Raw genomic sequence first — 18872 nt, 5'->3', positions numbered from 1 at the left:
TGCATCGTCACGACGTTGGCTTTTTTTATGCAAGTGGATGATGATGATCATTCGAACTAAAACGGGTGCACATATTTCCATATATGGATTGACTGAGAGGAAAAGATTGTGATACTTTAATTGATAATGATTATCATTGTCGATAAATGATAATCAGTCAACTGACCTCAACGTACGCTGTACGCTTCATATTAAGATGATCAAACAGATCGAGAGGAGTGGCCTCATGTTACTGGAGAATGATTTGCACCGTGCTGTGCTAGCCCCCGTTATGAGTCGCAGCCCCAAGACGGACCTTGCTGAAGTAAAAGCCTATATGGACGAGCATTACAATGAAGCATTGTCTATTGCCGATCTTGCTCAGAGAGCAAATATCAGTCCGAAGTATTTTGTTGATCTATTCAAAAAAACCTACGGTCTCAGCGCAATGGAGTATCTGACAGATCTCCGCATTAACCGGGCCAAGCGTTATCTGAAGGAATCCGGATATAAACTGCGTGATATTGCGCTCAGAGTCGGATACAGCGATGAATATTATTTCAGCCGCAAATTCAAAAAGGAAGTCGGCGTGTCTCCTTCCGATTATGCCAAGAACGCCAGAAAACGCATTGCCACCTGCTCCTCCAGCGTCATCGGACAACTGCTGGCCCTCAATGTCATGCCCATTGCAGCGCCCATCGATCCGAAATGGACAGCGTATTATTATAACGCGCACCGCACAGAAATCCAGTCCCATCTTCAACTAACCGATCCTTATACCAGCTGGAGATTCGAAGCGAACGTGGAGAGGCTTGTGCACATACGGCCGGACGCCATCATTGGTACCGATCAACTCAGTGAAGAGGACCAAGCTGGACTTGCCGAGATTGCGCCTTGCTGTTTTGTACCCAAGCATCAGACCGATTGGCGTGCACAGCTGCGTATGATTGCTGCGTTCCTGGAACGGGAGGAACAAGCAGAACAGTGGATTGAACTATATAACAAGCGGGTAGAGAAAGCACGGGAATCGGTGCAGAAGGAAGTGGGATGCGAGAAGGTGGCTGTAATCCGTGTATATGGACAGCGCCTCTATCTCTATAGTAATCCGGGGATTGAGGAGGTACTCTATGGTGCATTGCAGCTGGAGACCTTTCCCGATGCCAGCACCAATACACCGCTAACGCTGGAACAATTAAATGTATTGAATCCGGACCGGATCTTGATCATGGTATGCCCGGAGGCCGTTTCGCGGGCTTACTGGCTCAGTCTGCAGCACTCACCAGTATGGAGACAGCTGAACGCTGTGCGTCAGTATCAGACACATCTGATCACTGGCGATCCCTGGTTCGATTACTCCGCAGTAGGCGTTATGCGCATGCTGGATGAGGCACTGCTCATTTTCACGGGATATTGTCCAAATATATATCTGGATAACGTCCATGGTGATTCACGAGCGACATGACATATAATCCATCTATCTAAATGAGAATGTTTATCAAGGGGGATATATCATGCATCAGCAGGAAAAAGAGAACGGGCAGCGTTTCGCTCCAAGTAGGTGGAATAATCATCGGCTGTCAGCCTTGATTGTGCTCGTATTACTGGTGGGATTACTGGCGGCCTGTGGCTCCACATCGGAACATGAAGGAGCAGCGCAGCAGGAGCAGAAGACAGCCGAGGCCTCCACGACAGCCTCATCAGAAACGGCGGTACAGGAAGAGGAGACTGCAGAAACCGCAGCTGGCGAACGAACTGTAAAAGACGAAATGGGACATGATGTAGTGGTTCCTGCCAAAGTGGAGCGTGTATTTGCACCTTATCTCGAGGATTCCCTGCTTACACTCGGCGTCAAGCCTGTTGCTCAATGGGCCAGCGGCACCCAAGGGCATGTTTACTTACAGGATCAGCTAAGTGACGTACCTACACTCGATTTCTCAAGTGGGCTGCCTTCGCCTGAAGCGTTGATGGCTTACAACCCTGATTTTATTATCCTGCACACGGCGAATTATGCCGAGAACGGTGTCTATGAGAGTTACTCGAAGATTGCACCAACCTATGTATTTAACAATGCATCCGGCGATGTGGAGAAGTCACTGGAGGTCATTGGCGATCTGCTTGGCAAAACGGCTGAGGCTGAACAGGCTATCGAGACATATCACGCCAAGGTAGACGCGGCGAAGACAGAGATCGCCAAGGTAGCGGAAGGCAAGAAAGCAGCCATTATCCGCTTTGCTCCCCGCGGAATCAGCATGATGGGCGGAAACTACTTCAGCGGCTATGTCGTATATGAACAGTTGGGACTCGGCAAGCCTGCGCTCGTCGAGACGGAGAACAGTGCTATTGTCTCCACCGAAGTGCTGCCCGAGATTGACGCAGATTATATTTTCACCGTGGAACAGGGACCAGGAAGCATGAAAGAAATGACGGATACCAAAGTATGGCAGAGTATGCCTGCCGTTAAAGCGGGAAATGTCTATGCAGTTGAGCCAGCACCATGGCTGGGCGGCGGATTGATTGCCTATGGTCATGTCATTGACGATACACTGAAGGCATTGACCCAATAATAGCGATGAATCAGCTCCTCCTCGGAGTGTCCCGAACCGGATTTTATTTCGGTGTTCGAGGTGTCACGGGGAGGAGCTGTTGTTTTTTTTGCCAAGGCATAAACCTATCAAGAAAAATATGTAAATATGGAGATAATCAAAATGAATTCTGGATATCGTCCATGGGACAGCCGAAATCACTCTTTTATAATTGGTAATGAGAATCAATCTCATATAAAACGATATGATCTACCTACACATAGCAATGTAAGTTGAACAACGAGGAGGATCCATCCGTAATGACGTTTCAGCCCAATCAATCAGTCTCAGGTACCCTTGAGCAGATGGCACGCAGTGCTGTTCCCATTCCCCGTTCAGAACAGTGGACGATGAAATCGAGAGCGGGGAATCATGCCTATCAGATCATGGTATATCAGCCTGCAGAGGCCGCCCCGCCGTCTGGATATCCTGTGATCTACCTGCTCGATGCTAACTCTGTGTTCGGCACGATGGTGGAAGCGGCCCGCATACAAGGACGAAGACCAGAGAAGACCGGAGCACTGCCGGCCATCATCGTTGGAATCGGGTACCCGACTGCCGCAGCGTTCTCGCCTCATCGGTATTACGATTATACTCCGCAGGCCACGACGGAATATACCCACAAGTCGGATGGGACAATTCTGCCTGAGCAGGGGGGAGCGGATGCTTTTCTGCAATTCATTGAAGAGGAACTGAAGCCTGACATGGAGCAGCAGTTCAACATAGATCGGAACAGACAGGCCATTTTTGGCCATTCACTTGGCGGGTTGTTCGTTCTGCACACCCTTTTTACCAAGCCGGACGCTTTCCGTTACTACATTGCTGGAAGCCCTTCGCTTCATTGGAACCAGAAGGTGATGCTGGCCGAGGAACAGGCGTTCATCGCAGGTCTGGAGCAGCATCCAGTCAACGTTAAGGTCTGGATTGGCATGGGCGAACAGGAGAAGAACCATCCTGCCCGCAACAATGACAAGGCATCGGCTTTAACGGAACGCCTATCTGCATTGAAACAGCCGGGCCTCGATATCCAATATACCGAGTTCGAGGAAGAGAATCATGTCTCGGTGCTGCCGTTTCTGATCAGTCGTACGATACGTTTGGCCTGCAGTCCTGAAGCCTAGGGGCGGAGGAATAGATATTTGTTTGATTAAGGTGTGGAATAGGCCGCTTTTTTTGGATTGGCTGAGATGACATGGATGATCCAATCGAGTTCAACAATCAATCAACGTTCAACAGGCAGTGAGTCAGGGGAGGTACACAGCGTGAGCTATACAGGAATTCATGGAAAAGTAGCTCTGGTCACCGGTGCAGCACAGGGAATCGGCGAAGCGGTTGCCAGAGCTCTGGCTGAACACGGTGCAGTTGTAGCGGCAGTAGATATTCGGGAAGAGCAGCTGGAACAGCTGGCTGTGGATCTTAATCATCAAGGCCATCAGGCGGCTGCTTATCCTGCTGACATTGCGAATCGCCAATCGGTGGACGATACCGTACAGCGAATCGAGGCAACACTTGGACCGATTGGCATTTTGATCAATGCAGCTGGTGTGCTGCATACAGGTACAGTGGCATCCTTGAGTGACGAGGAATGGACAAGAACATTCGATGTTAATACCCACGGTGTATTTTATATGTCACGTGCGGTTGTACGAAATATGGCGAAGCACCAATCGGGAACGGTGGTTACTGTCGGTTCGAACGCTTCGGGCGTACCCCGGATGCACATGTCGGCTTATGCAGCCTCCAAGGCAGCGTCCACCATGTTTACCAAATGTCTTGCGCTTGAATATGCGGAGCAGCATATCCGCTGCAATATTGTATCTCCAGGGTCGACGGACACCCCCATGCAGCGGGCATTATGGCAGGATGATCATGGCGGGCAGGCCGTCATTGCAGGATCGCAGCAGGCGTACCGTCTCGGCATTCCTCTGAACAGGCTGGCTTTGCCTTCCGATATCGCGGATGCCGTACTCTTTTTGGCGTCAGACCAGGCGAGACATATTACCATGCATGATTTGTGTGTGGATGGAGGCGCCACACTCGGCGTCTGAATCAAGATAAGGAGATGATGAATATGTCAAAAGCGGGTGCAATCGCAGCCACCTCCGCCTTACACCTTCTGGAACAATATCGAGAGGGGACATCCTTTTTCTGGTCTTCACCGCAGCATACCATGCTCGCTCAGGGCGAACGATCGAGGTTTCCTGTCGCCGCTGTTCAGCAGCAGGTGGTATCTGATTCAACAGAAAACATGGGTCATGCCCATGATAACCACGTGGAAGGAGTATATTTTGTTATCGAACAGGTTCGCAAAATGATTCAGGAAGCGCAGCAAACGGGCCTACGGAAACCAATTGTGGTGGGAGCGATACCTTTTGATCCGAGTCAGTCCTCTGCCGAGCTGTTCATCCCGGAAACGGTGCAATGGGTAGAACCTCCAAGCCATGCTGCAAACGGATCATACGAGAGGCGCCCGGCGGCGGCTGGCTGTGAGATTGAGGAAGTGCCTGGGGCCGAGACGTATCAACGAAGTGTCGATCATGTGCTGAAGCAGATGGAGCAGGGAGAACTCGACAAAGTGGTGTTATCCCGTACACTGCGTGTGGTCTCACGTAATCTTGTGGATACACATCAGCTTTTGCGTAATTTGTTCAGGGATAATGCACACGGGTATACGTTTGCGGTTCCCATGAGGAATGTTTCTGAAACAAAAAGTACGATAACAACGACTTTTCGCAATGATAACGAAGTGAATTACCAAGAAACACGTACGTTTATTGGCGCAAGTCCGGAGTTGTTGGTGACTCGAAAAGGCACCATTATACGGGCGAATCCGCTGGCTGGCTCCGCACCCCGTAGTGATGAGCCTGCTGAGGATCGCCGCCGCGCAGATGCGCTGCTCACTTCAGCCAAAGATCGGCATGAGCATGCTGTCGTCATTGATGCTGTTGCTGCTGCACTCCGACCTCTTTGCAAAGAACTGATCATTCCGGCAGAGCCCTCCTTGATCCAGACAAGCACGATGTGGCATTTGTCTACCGAGATTCATGGAGAATTGCTGAATAGAGATATTTCGTCACTGGAGGTGGCATTTGCTCTCCATCCGACCCCGGCTATCTGCGGAATGCCTGTATTAACGGCCAGAGAGGCCATTGGGTCACAGGAACCGTTTGATCGCGGACTGTTCACCGGCATGGTTGGCTGGTGCGACAGCGAGGGCGACGGGGAATGGGCTGTGACCATCCGCTGTGCGGAAGTGGAGGGCAATGAACTTCGATTATTCGCTGGTGCAGGCATTGTAGCGGGCTCCACACCGGAAGCGGAACTGGCAGAGACCTCCGCCAAATTCAGAACAATGCTGCTTGCCATGGGTCTGGATTCGACCGTAACCCATTTGAAGGAGGAATAAAAAAGATGCTGCCAGGATATCAGGCTTGGCCTGAAGAGTTTGCAGAGCTTTATCGTCAGCAAGGTTGCTGGGAGGGCATTACATTTGGGGAAATGCTCCGGCAGCGTGCGGCTGTATATGGCAATCGTACTGCCATTATTAGCGGTGGAGAGCAATTCACCTATGCAGAGCTGGACACACGAGTTGACCGATTGGCGGCAGGGTTGTATGCCAAGGGAATACGGCAATATGACCGCGTTATTGTGCAGCTGCCGAACATACCGGCTTTTGTTGAAGTGATCTTTGCCCTGTTCCGTCTGGGAGCACTGCCGGTGTTTGCCCTTCCTTTGCATCGTAAAAGTGAAATCGAGTACTTCGCCCGCTTCTCTGAGGCTGTTGCTTATCTGATCCCGGATCAGGATGGAGGTTTTGATTATCGCAAACTTGCAGCAGAAGTTCAGGCAGAGGTGCCGAGCCTTAGACATATCATCGTGGCAGGAGAAGCGGGTGCTTTTACTAATCTGGAGGATCTATATATTGATCCCGTTCAGCTCCAGGATATTCAACCAGTCTCTTCGGATGTAGCCTTTCTTCAGTTGTCTGGTGGAAGCACCGGACTGTCCAAGATGATTCCACGCACCCATGATGACTATATCTACAGTCTGCGGAGAAGCGTTGAGGTCTGCGGCCTCAGTCCGGAAAGTGTATATCTGGCTGTTCTGCCTGTGGCACATAATTACCCTCTAAGTTCACCAGGAATACTAGGCACGCTCTATGCAGGAGGTACGGTTGTGCTGTCACGGGGGGCAAGCCCCGATGAAGCTTTCCCGCTCATCAAGGAGCATCAGGTGACGATCACGGCACTGGTGCCTCCGCTCGCTCTGATCTGGCTGAACGCGGCCGCTGCGAGAGGAACCAAGCTGACATCCCTGCAGGTTCTCCAGGTTGGTGGAGCCAAATTCAGTGCCGAGGTGGCTGGACGCGTCAGACCTGTCCTGGGCTGCACACTGCAGCAAGTTTTTGGTATGGCCGAGGGGCTGGTGAACTACACCCGTTTGGATGATCCCGAGCACATCCTGATTAACACACAGGGTAAACCGATGTCCCCCTACGACGAGGTAAGAATTGTGGATGACGAGGATATTGAAGTGGAGTTGGGGCAATCCGGGCATCTCCTGACGCGTGGCCCCTATACCATTCGTGGTTATTACAAGGCCGAAGAGCACAACGCAAGATCCTTCACCACAGATGGGTTCTATCGTACTGGAGATATTGCGAGCTTGACACCCGAGGGTTACCTCATTGTGGAGGGACGGGCGAAGGATCAGATCAACCGTGGCGGAGATAAGGTGGCTGCCGAGGAAGTGGAGAACCATCTGCTGGCTCATCCGGGGGTTCATGATGCAGCCCTGGTGTCCATGCCGGATGAATATTTAGGCGAGCGCTCCTGTGCGTTTATCGTGCCCAGCGGCGAGACTCCGGCTGCTGCCGAAATCAAGTCCTATCTGCGCAGTCGCGGCCTGGCGAGCTATAAAATCCCGGATCGGGTTGAGTTTGTCCAATCTTTTCCCAAGACGGGTGTCGGTAAGGTTAGCAAAAAGGCACTGCGCGAGATGCTGATGTTGAAGCAGCCCATATAACGATCTTGATGCAGGGCTACGTTAAAAAGGTTTGAAATAAATAATGCTGAAAAGAGGGATATGGATGGCACTTCCAGTGATTAAGTCATATGCAATGCCTGCAGAGTCGGAGCTTCCGGTCAATAAGGTAGCGTGGACGCCGGATGCGAAGCGTGCAGTACTACTCATTCACGATATGCAGCAATATTTCGTGGATGCTTTTACGGCTGGGGCATCACCTGTGGTGGAGCTGATTGATCATATTGGACAACTTCGTGCAAAGTGTCATGAACTGGGCATACCTGTGGTGTATTCCGCCCAGCCGGGTGGACAGACACCGGAGCAGCGTGGACTTCAGCTGGACTTCTGGGGAGCGGGCATTAATGGGGGACCTACGCAAAAGCAAATCATTGAACCACTGACACCTGCTCCTCAGGATACGTATATGACCAAATGGCGATACAGCGCCTTCCAGAAGACGGAACTGCTTGAATTGATGCAGGAGCAGGGGCGGGATCAGCTGATCGTATGTGGCATCTATGCTCATATTGGTTGTCTGATGACCTCCTGTGAGGCATTTATGAAGGATATTCAGGCCTTCCTGGTTGCCGACGCGGTAGCTGATTTTTCAGCCGAGAAGCACCGTATGGCACTTACCTATGCGTCGGAGCGCTGCGCAGTGACGCTAACCACCGGGCAATTGCTTGAATCGCTTGATGCCTCTGCTAAAGGAAGCGATTCGATCGGGGCAAGCTTCCCGGAGGCAAGATCACACACTGCTGAAGCGATGGATTCTGCTGAGACGAGTATTGGCAGCAGTGCTCAGGCGAGACTGGACGCGCTGCGAGTACAGGTGGCCGAACTGCTGCAGGAGCAACCGTCCCGGATCGGGGAGCATGATGACCTCATTGAGATCTGGGGGCTCGATTCTATTCGTATTATGAGCCTGGCGGAGCGTTTTCGGGTGGAAGGAACAGAGGTAACCTTTGTCGATCTGGCCGAGCAGCCAACGCTAGCCTCGTGGGCGGTGCTGTTGAATGCACAGCCTCACAGGGTCATGCCGAACGGAGATTACTTTTGAACGGGGCGGTGAACTTGTCGCAGCGTCGGAATGGAACGTGGCCCATGTCGGCTGCGCAGTCCGGGATCTGGTATGCTCATCAATTGAATCCGGACAACCCCATGTACAATACAGGCGAATATGTGGTCATTCACGGGAATGTTGATGTACAACAGTTTGAACAGAGTGTTCGTCAAACCGTCGAGGAGGCCGAAACCTTAAACATGGTTTATGGTGAAAATGAACACGGCCCCTACCAGACCCTCAGCCAGAAGGGTGACCATTGGACGTTTCATGTACTGGATGTTCGCGGCGAACAGGATCCCCATGCGGCTGCTATGGCCTGGATGCACCGGGATCTCGCCAGCCCCGTCAATCTTGCAGCTGGACCGGTATTTACAGAAGCCCTGTTCCAAGTGAGTGAAGGGAGCTACTACTGGTACCAGCGTGTGCATCATATTGCGATTGACGGATACGGCGTATCGCTAATTACCCGTAGGGTAGCAAGTCTGTATACTGCCAGGGTTAAGGGTGGATCGGGTGAGAGTGTCATGGAAGCACGAGCATTTGGACCGCTTTCCTCTGTCATTCAGGAGGATGAGGCTTATCATGAGTCTGCTGCAAGGGAGCAGGATCGCACGTTTTGGCTGGAGCGTTATGCGGATGAACCGGACGTCGTAAGTTTGGGCGAAAAGGCTTCGCGCACAGCGGATCATTTCCTGCGACAGAGGTTTGAACTTGCACCGTCTGATCGGGATCGCCTTCAAGATGCGGCGGACCGGTACGGGGTGACCTGGCCTGATCTGGTTATTGCAGCAGCAGCCATTTATGTGCACCGGATCACCGGTACGCGAGATGTGATACTGGCTCTGCCTGTCATGTGCAGGCTGGGATCGGCAGCCTTGCGTGTACCAGGCATGGTTATGAACGTGCTCCCGCTGCGTTTGAAAGTGGAGTCTAATATGCGCATATCTGCCCTGGCCGAGCAGATTGTGGGGGAGATCCGGGCTGTTCGCAAGCATCAACGTTATCGGCACCAGGATCTGCGGCGTGATCTGAAGCTGTTGGGAGAGAATCGCCGACTATTCGGGCCGATGATCAATGTCATGCCATTCCATCATGAGCTGAATTTCGCAGGTCAGCTCGGGATGATCCATAACTTGTCTACAGGTCCGGTCGATGACCTGTCCATTCATGTCGTGGACCAAGGGCACGGTCATGGACTTCGGATTGATTTTGATGCCAATCCTTCCGTCTACAGCGAATCGGATTTGCTGAGTCATCGGCTCCGTTATATGCAGCTGCTGAATGCAATGATGCAGGAAGGAATCGAAGAGCAGTACGTAGGTCAAATGGAAGTGCTGTTACCTGAAGAACGTGACCAGGTCCTGAACGGGTGGAATCAGACACAGCACAGGGCTGCTGAAGGGAACTCGGCGGCCATGTTTGAACAGCAGGTTCGGCGCACCCCATCTGCGATGGCGGCAACGTTCGAAGCTGAATCGCTGACCTATGCCGAGCTTAACGAGCGTTCAAACCGTCTTGCCCACGAGCTGATCCAACACTATAAGGTAGGACCAGAACAGATTGTAGCCATTGCTATGCCGCGATCTCTGGAGGTCGTGGTTGCCATCCTGGCTGTTCATAAGACGGGAGCAGCTTACCTTCCGCTGGACCCGGATTACCCTGAAGAGAGGCTAACCTACATGCTAGAGGATGCCAGACCGGCATGTCTAATTACGGTGAAGCACAATCTGCCCCATTTGCAGCACATGTCCGATGTCCCCATGTTAGCCTTGGATGAACCGAAGGTTGCGGCGAGAATAGCCCGTCAGTCCGGGAGCAATCCCGAACCAGAGGATCTCACAAAAGCTGCCTCGCAGCTGAACCCCTCTTATATCATCTATACCTCCGGATCAACAGGTAAACCGAAGGGGGTTGCCGTTACCCATCTCGGCCTTTCCAATCTGCTGGAAGATATGAAGCTAAGACTGAAGGTCGGTCGGCAGGATCGCTGGTTATCGGTCACGACAATTGCTTTTGACATTTCTGTTCTTGAGGTGTTTCTGCCGCTTACGACCGGAGCAAGGCTGGATATAGCTCGCAAAGAAACCATTCTTGATCCGGTGACTCTGGCTGCACAGATGAGACGGCAGGGGACAACGATTATGCAAGCCACACCAACGTTGTGGCAGTCTCTGGTGACCAGCAAGCCTGGAACATTTGACGGTCTGACGGTCATTACAGGCGGTGAAGCCCTCTCTGAGGAACTGAAGCTTTCCTTGCAGGCGATGGGATGTCACGTTCATAACCAGTATGGACCGACGGAGACCACGATTTATTCAACGGCTGCTGCCATGGTGGCTGAATCAACGGGTAAGCCCTCTATTGGCGGACCGGTTCGAAACACGCAGCTTTACGTGCTGGATGGGAGTCTGAATCCAGTCCCTCCGGGTGTTGTCGGAGAATTATATATTGCGGGAGATGGGCTGGCAAGAGGCTATCTGGGAAGACCTGACCTGACCGCCGAGCGGTTTGTTGCGAATCCCTTCGGACAAGCAGGCAGCCGCATGTATCGTACAGGAGACTTGGCGAAGTGGCTGCCTGACGGGTCTATTGACTATTTGGGCCGGGCAGACCACCAGATCAAAATCAGAGGATTCCGTATCGAATTGGGTGAGATTGAATCCGTCATTTCCAGATATCCGGGCGTAGCCCAGGTTACGGTTATGGCACGCGAGGACCAACCTGGGAATCCGCGTCTGGCCGCATATGTGGTTGCAGCCACTGAATACTCTTCAGGTCTGGATCTGTCGCTGCTTCGGGCACATGTGGCGGATGAACTGCCGGATTACATGGTGCCAGCTGCCTTCATGAACCTTGACGAAATGCCGCTGACTCCCAATAAAAAAATCGATCGCAAGCAGCTGCCTGTCCCTTCAATATTGTCCCATGCCAGCGGACGTGAGGCCAGGACCCCTCAGGAGGAGATGCTGTGCAGTTTATTCGCTGAGATTCTGGGTGTCGCTCGTGTAGGGATCGATGATGATTTCTTCGAACTTGGTGGTCATTCCCTGCTTGCAGGCCGTATCACAGCCCGGATTCGGGATGTGTTTGGAACAGAGCTGAACATTGGCAGCGTATTCGAGTCACCAACGGCAGCTGGCCTCGCCAAGAGATTGGATCAGGTGGGTTCAGTTCGACCAGTAATAGAGCCTGCTGCACGTCAAGGTGAGATTCCTCTCTCCTTTGCTCAGCGGCGGCTCTGGTTCCTGTATTGTCTGGAAGGGCCGAGTCCTACGTACAATATTCCGCTTGTGGTGCGGTTAACCGGCAAACTTGATATACCTGCGCTTCAAGCCGCCGTTCAAGACATTGTTGATCGCCATGAGTCGTTGAGAACGTTATATCCGCCAGAGCTTGGTTCTGCAAACCAGACCATTCTGGATGCTGAAGAGTTTCGTGTGAACTTACATGTAAGATACGCTACAGAGGATGAGCTGGCGGAACTTCTGACCGAATCTTCCCGGTACAGCTTCGAGCTCTCAAGCGAGCCGGGCATCCGTACGGAGCTGTTTACATCTGGTCCAGATGAGCATGTTCTGTTGGTACTGATTCATCATATAGCTGGAGATGGTTGGTCCCTGTCGCCTTTGATGCGGGACTTGTCCCAAGCATATAGGGCACGTGTTCAGGGGGCGCCGCCTTCCTGGGAACCACTGCGCGTTCAATATGCTGATTACGCGGTGTGGCAGGATCGACTGCTTGGAGACGAAGGGCAGCCGAACAGCCTGATTGCAAGGCAGCTTGAGTTCTGGAGCCGTCAACTGGAAGGCTTGCCGGAACAAGTAACGTTTCCAGCCGATTATCCACGTCCGGTAGTCTCGAGCTACCGGGGCGGAACGATTCCTTTTACCATTAGTCCGAAACTGCAAGAACAGCTCTTGGCTGTGGCCCGGGAGAACAAGGTCAGTCTCTTCATGGTTATGCATGCGGTATTGTCGGTACTGCTTACACGCATGGGAGCAGGTACGGATATTGCGATTGGGACCCCGATTGCCGGCAGGATCGACGATGCACTGGACGAAGTGGTGGGCATGTTCATCAATACCCTTGTGCTGCGTACAGACACTTCCGGAGATCCGACATTCCGTGAACTGCTGGCACGTGTGCGAGAAGTGGATCTGGCTGCTTACGAACATCAGGATCTGCCTTTTGAGCGTTTGGTTGAAGTGCTGAATCCGTCCAGGTCCCGCTCCAAGCATCCACTCTTTCAGGTGATGCTGGTCCTGCAAAATACGCCAGACGTTCAGCTGGATCTGCCAGGTGTGGTATCCCAAACGAGTATGCAGGGCGTGGGTTCATCCAAATTCGACCTGACTGTGGAGCTCACGGAACAGCGTGAACACAATGGTTTACCAGCGGGAGTTGAAGGTGTACTGGAGTACAGTACGGATCTTTTCCGGGAATCAACGGCAGCAGAGCTTGTGGTCCGATTGATCCAGGTGCTGGAGGATGCGGTCCAACATACGGATGAACACATTAGCTGCTTTAACGTGGTAACTCCCACGGAACGTGCCCTCCTGGAGCAGCAGTGTTATGCCGCAGGGGATGACGCTTCTTTACCTGGAATGACCATTGTTGAACGCTTTGAAATTCAGGCAGCGGCTACCCCGGATGCACCGGCCTTGAGCTTAGGAGACACGGTCATTAACTATCAAGAGCTCAATGCAAGTGCCAACAGGCTCGCAAGATTATTGATTGCAGAAGGTGTAGGCCCAGAGCAGATGGTTGCTCTTGCACTGCCACGTTCCACTGAGATGGTGGTCGGTATTTTGGCTGTGTTAAAAGCAGGGGCTGCCTATCTTCCGCTTGATCCGAATTATCCTTCGGATCGATTGACGCATATGCTGACAGACGCAGCTCCGGGCGTGATGATTACCAACGAGGAAGTAGCGTTCCTGCTGCCTCAGATCGAATCCGTACAACGGTTAAACCTGGACGATCCTCAAACCATTCAGCAGCTGTCTGCTCAGGATGAACGAAATCCCGCAGATGGTGAACGCAATGGACGCGTATCTCATCTCAGTCCGGCTTATATGATCTATACCTCGGGTTCCACAGGCAAACCAAAGGGAGTGGTTATTCCCCATGCCAATGTGATCCGGTTATTTGAGGCTACACAGCACTGGTTCCAATTTAATGCGAGTGATGTATGGACGTTATTCCATTCTTACGCCTTTGACTTCTCGGTCTGGGAGATCTGGGGACCGCTGCTGCATGGGGGCCGGCTGGTCGTTGTGCCGCATGAGATTAGTCGCTCGCCAGGTGCCTTCCTGCAGCTGCTTGCCGAGCAAGAGGTAACGGTGTTAAATCAGACGCCGTCAGCATTCTACCAGCTGATGCAGGCAGATCGGGAGCATCCCGAGTGGGGACAGAAGCTTGGACTCCGCTACGTGATCTTTGGAGGAGAGGCACTGGAGCTCGGACGATTAGAGGGTTGGTATGAGCGCCATCCAGATGATGCACCCAAACTGATTAATATGTATGGCATTACGGAGACCACCGTTCATGTCAGCTATCAGGAACTGCATGCAGGCAGTGCCGCAGAAGGAGCAAGCAGCTGGATCGGCTGTGCCATTCCGGATCTGCGTGTATACGTGCTTGATGATCATCTCCAGCCAGTGCCTGCAGGTGTGACAGGTGAGATGTATGTGGCTGGAGCAGGCCTCGCCCGCGGGTATTGGGGCAGACCGGATCTTACGGCAGAGCGTTTCGTCGCAGATCCATACGGTCCAGCAGGAACACGCATGTACCGGACGGGAGATTTGGCGAAAAGACTTCATGATGGGTCGCTTGATTACTTGGGCCGGGCGGATCAGCAGGTGAAAATACGCGGTTTCCGCATCGAGCTTGGCGAGATCGAAGCGGTGCTGGCCAGACATTCAGAGGTTGCACAGGCTGCGGTCATCGTGCGTGAAGACCAGCCGGGAGATAAACGCCTCGTGGCGTATATTGTGCCAAACTCGAAGATGGGACCCGGACCAGAATCGGCTATGCTTCGTCGTCATGCATCAGCGAGTCTGCCTGATTACATGGTTCCATCAGCGGTGGTCACCATGGAGGCTATCCCGCTTACGGCCAACGGCAAGCTGGACCGCAAAGCTTTGCCTGTACCGGAAATGCAGCTGACTTCCGGTGGCCGGGCACCGCGTAATCCGCAAGAGCAGATTTTGTGTGATCTGTTTGCCGAAGTGCTGGGATTGCGAAGTGTCAGCATCGATGATGGGTTCTTTGACCTGGGTGGACATTCCCTGCTCGCTGTTCGTTTGATGAGCCGAATCCGGGAGGCCATGGGCAAGGAACCGGGGATTGGCATTTTGTTTGAAACGGCAACGGTGGCCGGACTGGCCGAACGGCTTGAAATGGATTCGGATACAGGAACAGGTTCGCTGCAAGTGCTGCTGCCTCTCCGGACTCACGGAGCCCACCTTCCGCTGTTCTGTGTTCATCCTGCCGGAGGATTAAGCTGGTGTTATGCCGGATTGATGAAGCATCTGGGTATGGAATACCCGATCTATGGATTACAGGCTCGCGGCATTGCCCAGTACGAGGATCTTCCAGCTACGCTGGAGGACATGACCGCAGATTATATCCGTCATATTCGCTCAGTACAGCCTGAGGGACCTTACCGATTGCTGGGCTGGTCTCTTGGAGGCAATGTAGCTCAGGCCATGGCCGTACAGCTTCAGTCGGAAGGGGAAGAGGTAGAGTTTCTTGCCATGCTGGACGCTTATCCGAGTCATTATCTTCCGATTCGCGGGGAACCGGATGAGGAAGAAGCCCTGACTGCCTTGCTTGCCCTTGGTGGATATGATCCGGACAGTATTGGGGAAGGTCCGCTGGATATGGCTGCAGCCATGCGTATTCTGCGCAGTGAAGGAAGTGCGCTGGCCACTCTGGATGAGGAGACGATCATGAAGCTGCGGAAAACGTATGAAAATTCTGTCCAGATTCTGGAGGCGTACACGCCTTCCCGGTTCGAAGGGGATCTGATTTTCTTCCGTTCTACCGTCATTCCGGACTGGTTTGATCCCATTGAACCAGAGATGTGGAATGCCTATATTGGAGGCCAAATGGAAAGGCATGATATTGCCTGCCGTCACAAGGATCTCTGCCAGCCTGGACCACTGGCTGAAATATGCCGGACGCTGATGGCCAAGCTGGAGATACTGAACCAGCGCCAAGTTCATCTTAAATAGGAGGATAAGCTGATGAGCAACCCTTTTGAACAGGAAGACAGCAATTATCTGGTATTAATGAATGAGGAAGGGCAGTATTCGCTCTGGCCCGCAACCATTCCAATCCCTGCAGGCTGGACCCAGATGCTGGGCAAGGCAAAACGCCGGGTGTGTCTTGATTACATTGCGGAGCAGTGGACGGACCTGAAGCCACTAAGCCTCTGTGATGAAACGGGGATGTCAGGTGTGGTCCAAGAGGCTGGCGGATGAGACTCCGGCTGCATCCCAAGGCCATTATCAGTATAAATAAATATCAAAAATCTCTGGCTAATTTGCCAGGGTTTTTGGTGTTTCTACATATCTACTATTAACTATCTTCACAGTAGTGATGAATACAACTCCTCAATCGTAATCACATCAGGCTTGGTTGGCAGCTCCATTGCCGTGGAACATGTGGCTGCCAGCATATGTCCCTCATCCAGACGCTGGCTGAAGAATTGATACGTGGGTGCTTCGGGACAATACCAGAGTTCGTCCATGCCACGCAGCATGGAAAAGGAGTCTAGCGGCATGGATAACCCCATACCGATGGCCTTGATATAACTTTCTTTCAGCGTCCACAGCCGATAAAAGGTTTCCAGCTGCTGTTCTGCGGGCTCGGCTGCCAGCATCCGGCTCTCCAACGGAGAGAAGAAACGTTCGGCAATCGCCATGTCGATGGGGGATACTTTCTCTACATCCACACCGAGTGGAGCGTGACCTCCTGAAATGACTGCGACCCAATCACCGGAATGGGATACATTGAAGGGCAGGTCAGGGTGGCTGATAAGTGAAGGCTTACCGTATGTATTGCGGATAAAGACAAGCTCGCCCGGTCTCGCACCAGTCCACTTGCCCAATGTCACACGAGCCAGCGCCTCCCCAAGCACTGAACGATAGGCATCGGCCTGATGGACAAAACGTGCCGCTTGCTGCCGCCGCTCAGCCGAGACGAGCGCGAGGAGCGAATGCCAAACTTCATTGGGGATTTCTGCAGGAATGCGCAGAACTTGAATGTTTATCATCATTTATCACCTGAGGAGATATTCGGCATGTTCAGCAGAATCCCCTTTATATTCCTTAGTCCTTCGTTGAGTCTTCGCTCCTGTTTTACAGCTGTTGCGTTCTCTTCCACTCCTCATGCCCGGCTCGAATGCGTTCCCACATCTCCACGCGCTCCGGCTCACTGTAGCGTACCAACGGTTCATGAAAGACTCCATCCAGCAGCTCTCTCCAATCGGTATAGCTCTGTATTTCGGTTTTATGAATGCCTTCAGCAGTATGGGTTCGCAGCATGCATCCACGCAGCTCGTTGCTGGCCGCGGCATCCCTCTGGCGAAGCAGGAAAACCTGATGCCATGGCGATTCGGCCGATTGACTGTAGAAATGATGTTTGGGGATAAACTCATCCAGGGTAAGGAGCACCTCCGGTGCATAGTCTACACCCTCACTGGGCCCATGAGGTTCATATTCAAGTCGCCATCCCTCAGTAGCAACGCTGGATGAGGTTAAGTTGTAGGTGAAAGGGGCCTCTCCATAAACCTCATAACGAAGTGGCAAAGGCTCGAAGGGCATGCCACCCAGGCCAACATCGACGAGCCAGCGTTCGGTCTCAGGACCAGCTTCAGGTAGGAGGACGGACAGCCCAAGATGGAACGAATTCACACGCGGCTGCTCGCCATGGGGCTGCACTCCCGCACGATGCCAATGTACTTCATAGCCGAGAGAACGGAGCAGGACACTGAATGCACCATTGAGATGGAAGCAGTACCCGCTGCGTCCTTGCAGGACAAGTCGGACTGAATTAGCAAGGTCGATTGCTTCCGGGCGCCCCGTAAAGATATCTATCGTTTGCCATGAAAGGTATTGTACATGTGCACGATGAAGTTCTGACAAAAATTCCAATGATGACGGTTTAATATCATCAATGTGGATTCGTTTCAGATAGGACTTCAGTTCTGAATCTGTCATTGTGTTCAAGCGGAATCACCTCAAGTCGGTTAGTCGGCCATTCTTAAAGGAAGCGAAAAGGCCATGATTTTATTGTAGAAGTGACAAGTGAAAATGGATACTCACATTTCCTCAGATTGTACCGGTACAATTCAGACCGCATCTATATAATGGAGGATGAAATTCTTTTTTCGGGGGTATGTTAACCGTTTGGAGTGGATATAGGTTAGAATATAGATAGAAAGCAGGATTAGGAGATGGAAAAATGGCTAATGATGAAGTAATTTTGACACAGGAAGGCTTGGAAAAGCTGGAGGACGAACTGAGGGAATTGAAGACGGTGAAGCGTAAAGAGTTGGCTGAGCGTCTGAAGCTTGCGATCAGTTACGGTGACCTGAAGGAAAATAGTGAGTATCATTCAGCCAAAGATGATCAGGCATTTATGGAAACCCGCATTTTGATTCTGGAGAAGATGCTGACCAAGGCCAGAGTGATTAGTTCGGATAATATCGACTCCAACAAGGTGAGCATTGGCTCAATCGTGCTGCTGAATGATATTGAATTTGCAGAAAAGATTGAATATCAACTGGTTGGCCCAGCTGAGGCCGATGTGGCAAATAACAAAATTTCCTACGAAAGCCCGCTCGGCAAGGAGATTATGGGCAAAGAAGTAGGCAGCGTCATTCATGTCAATGCACCGATGGGTGTCATCAAATATGAGTTGCTTGAGATCAGATCGAACTAACTGCAGATCCAATGAGGATTACGTTGCTGCCACGGGGGTGGCGAGCGTAATCCTTTTTTGTAACCAAAAACAGTGTTTTGGAAGGTTATCGGAAGTCTTTATTAGGTTTAATATAATGCAAGGGGTTGGACTGTCTGAATTTATCCCATACTGAAATGTAGTGAATATTTAATAAAAATTAACCTTTCTCTCGAATGTAAATAAATAACATTTCGATTAATTTCGATTTTCGAATGACCTGACACGAGGAGTGTTATATAATTACGGGAAAA

General features: G+C 51.9%; 12 protein-coding genes. 10 read left to right on the top strand and 2 right to left on the bottom strand.

Translation table 11 applies throughout. From position 1 onward, the window contains the following. Positions 1-226 precede the first annotated feature (226 nt). The 9 genes from GUA98_RS26915 (at position 227) to GUA98_RS26875 (ending at position 16136) form a co-directional block, all read left to right on the top strand. Complete coding sequence (locus tag GUA98_RS26915) at positions 227-1441, top strand: AraC family transcriptional regulator (protein WP_193724977.1); 1215 nt, start codon at positions 227-229, stop codon at positions 1439-1441. 49 nt (positions 1442-1490) lie between these two features. Further along, the gene (locus GUA98_RS26910; protein ID WP_193724976.1) at positions 1491-2543 is read left to right on the top strand and encodes an ABC transporter substrate-binding protein; all 1053 of its coding nucleotides are present in this window, start codon (positions 1491-1493) and stop codon (positions 2541-2543) included. Between the two features lie 278 nt (positions 2544-2821). Beyond that, complete coding sequence (locus tag GUA98_RS26905) at positions 2822-3682, top strand: alpha/beta hydrolase (protein WP_193724975.1); 861 nt, start codon at positions 2822-2824, stop codon at positions 3680-3682. Positions 3683-3823: 141 nt separating this feature from the next. After that, positions 3824-4609 (top strand): 2,3-dihydro-2,3-dihydroxybenzoate dehydrogenase, encoded by a 786-nt coding sequence (locus tag GUA98_RS26900; RefSeq protein ID WP_193724974.1) that lies wholly within the window; start codon positions 3824-3826, stop codon positions 4607-4609. A gap of 23 nt (positions 4610-4632) precedes the next feature. Next, positions 4633-5967, top strand: coding sequence for an isochorismate synthase DhbC (dhbC, locus tag GUA98_RS26895; RefSeq protein ID WP_193724973.1), 1335 nt, complete (start codon positions 4633-4635; stop codon positions 5965-5967). A gap of 5 nt (positions 5968-5972) precedes the next feature. After that, entirely contained in the window at positions 5973-7586 is a 1614-nt protein-coding gene (locus GUA98_RS26890) for a (2,3-dihydroxybenzoyl)adenylate synthase (protein ID WP_193724972.1), read from the top strand. Positions 7587-7650: 64 nt separating this feature from the next. Beyond that, on the top strand, positions 7651-8646 hold the full coding sequence (locus GUA98_RS26885) for an isochorismatase family protein (RefSeq protein ID WP_193724971.1): 996 nt from the start codon (positions 7651-7653) through the stop codon (positions 8644-8646). 14 nt (positions 8647-8660) lie between these two features. After that, positions 8661-15887, top strand: a complete 7227-nt coding sequence (locus GUA98_RS26880) for an amino acid adenylation domain-containing protein (RefSeq protein ID WP_193724970.1) — start codon at positions 8661-8663, stop codon at positions 15885-15887. A gap of 12 nt (positions 15888-15899) precedes the next feature. Then, positions 15900-16136 (top strand): MbtH family protein, encoded by a 237-nt coding sequence (locus GUA98_RS26875; protein WP_321573917.1) that lies wholly within the window; start codon positions 15900-15902, stop codon positions 16134-16136. Between the two features lie 107 nt (positions 16137-16243). Here the strand turns inward: GUA98_RS26875 and GUA98_RS26870 are convergent, their stop codons facing one another. Both GUA98_RS26870 and GUA98_RS26865 read right to left on the bottom strand, forming a co-directional pair. Beyond that, entirely contained in the window at positions 16244-16930 is a 687-nt protein-coding gene (locus tag GUA98_RS26870) for a 4'-phosphopantetheinyl transferase family protein (protein ID WP_193724969.1), read from the bottom strand. 85 nt (positions 16931-17015) lie between these two features. Continuing rightward, the gene (locus tag GUA98_RS26865; protein ID WP_193724968.1) at positions 17016-17885 is read right to left on the bottom strand and encodes an arylamine N-acetyltransferase family protein; all 870 of its coding nucleotides are present in this window, start codon (positions 17883-17885) and stop codon (positions 17016-17018) included. Positions 17886-18120: 235 nt separating this feature from the next. Here GUA98_RS26865 and greA point away from each other — a divergent pair, with 235 nt between their 5' ends. Then, positions 18121-18600 carry a transcription elongation factor GreA gene (greA, locus tag GUA98_RS26860; protein ID WP_095290722.1) on the top strand — a complete coding sequence of 160 codons (480 nt, stop codon included), beginning with the start codon at positions 18121-18123 and terminating at the stop codon, positions 18598-18600. Positions 18601-18872: the final 272 nt, after the last annotated feature.

This window comes from Paenibacillus sp. P13VS, assembly GCF_015143645.1.
In the GTDB taxonomy this organism is placed as follows: domain Bacteria; phylum Bacillota; class Bacilli; order Paenibacillales; family Paenibacillaceae; genus Paenibacillus; species Paenibacillus xylanilyticus_A.
Note: the sequence above shows the minus strand (reverse complement) of the source record. Positions and strands in the feature narration are given on the sequence as shown.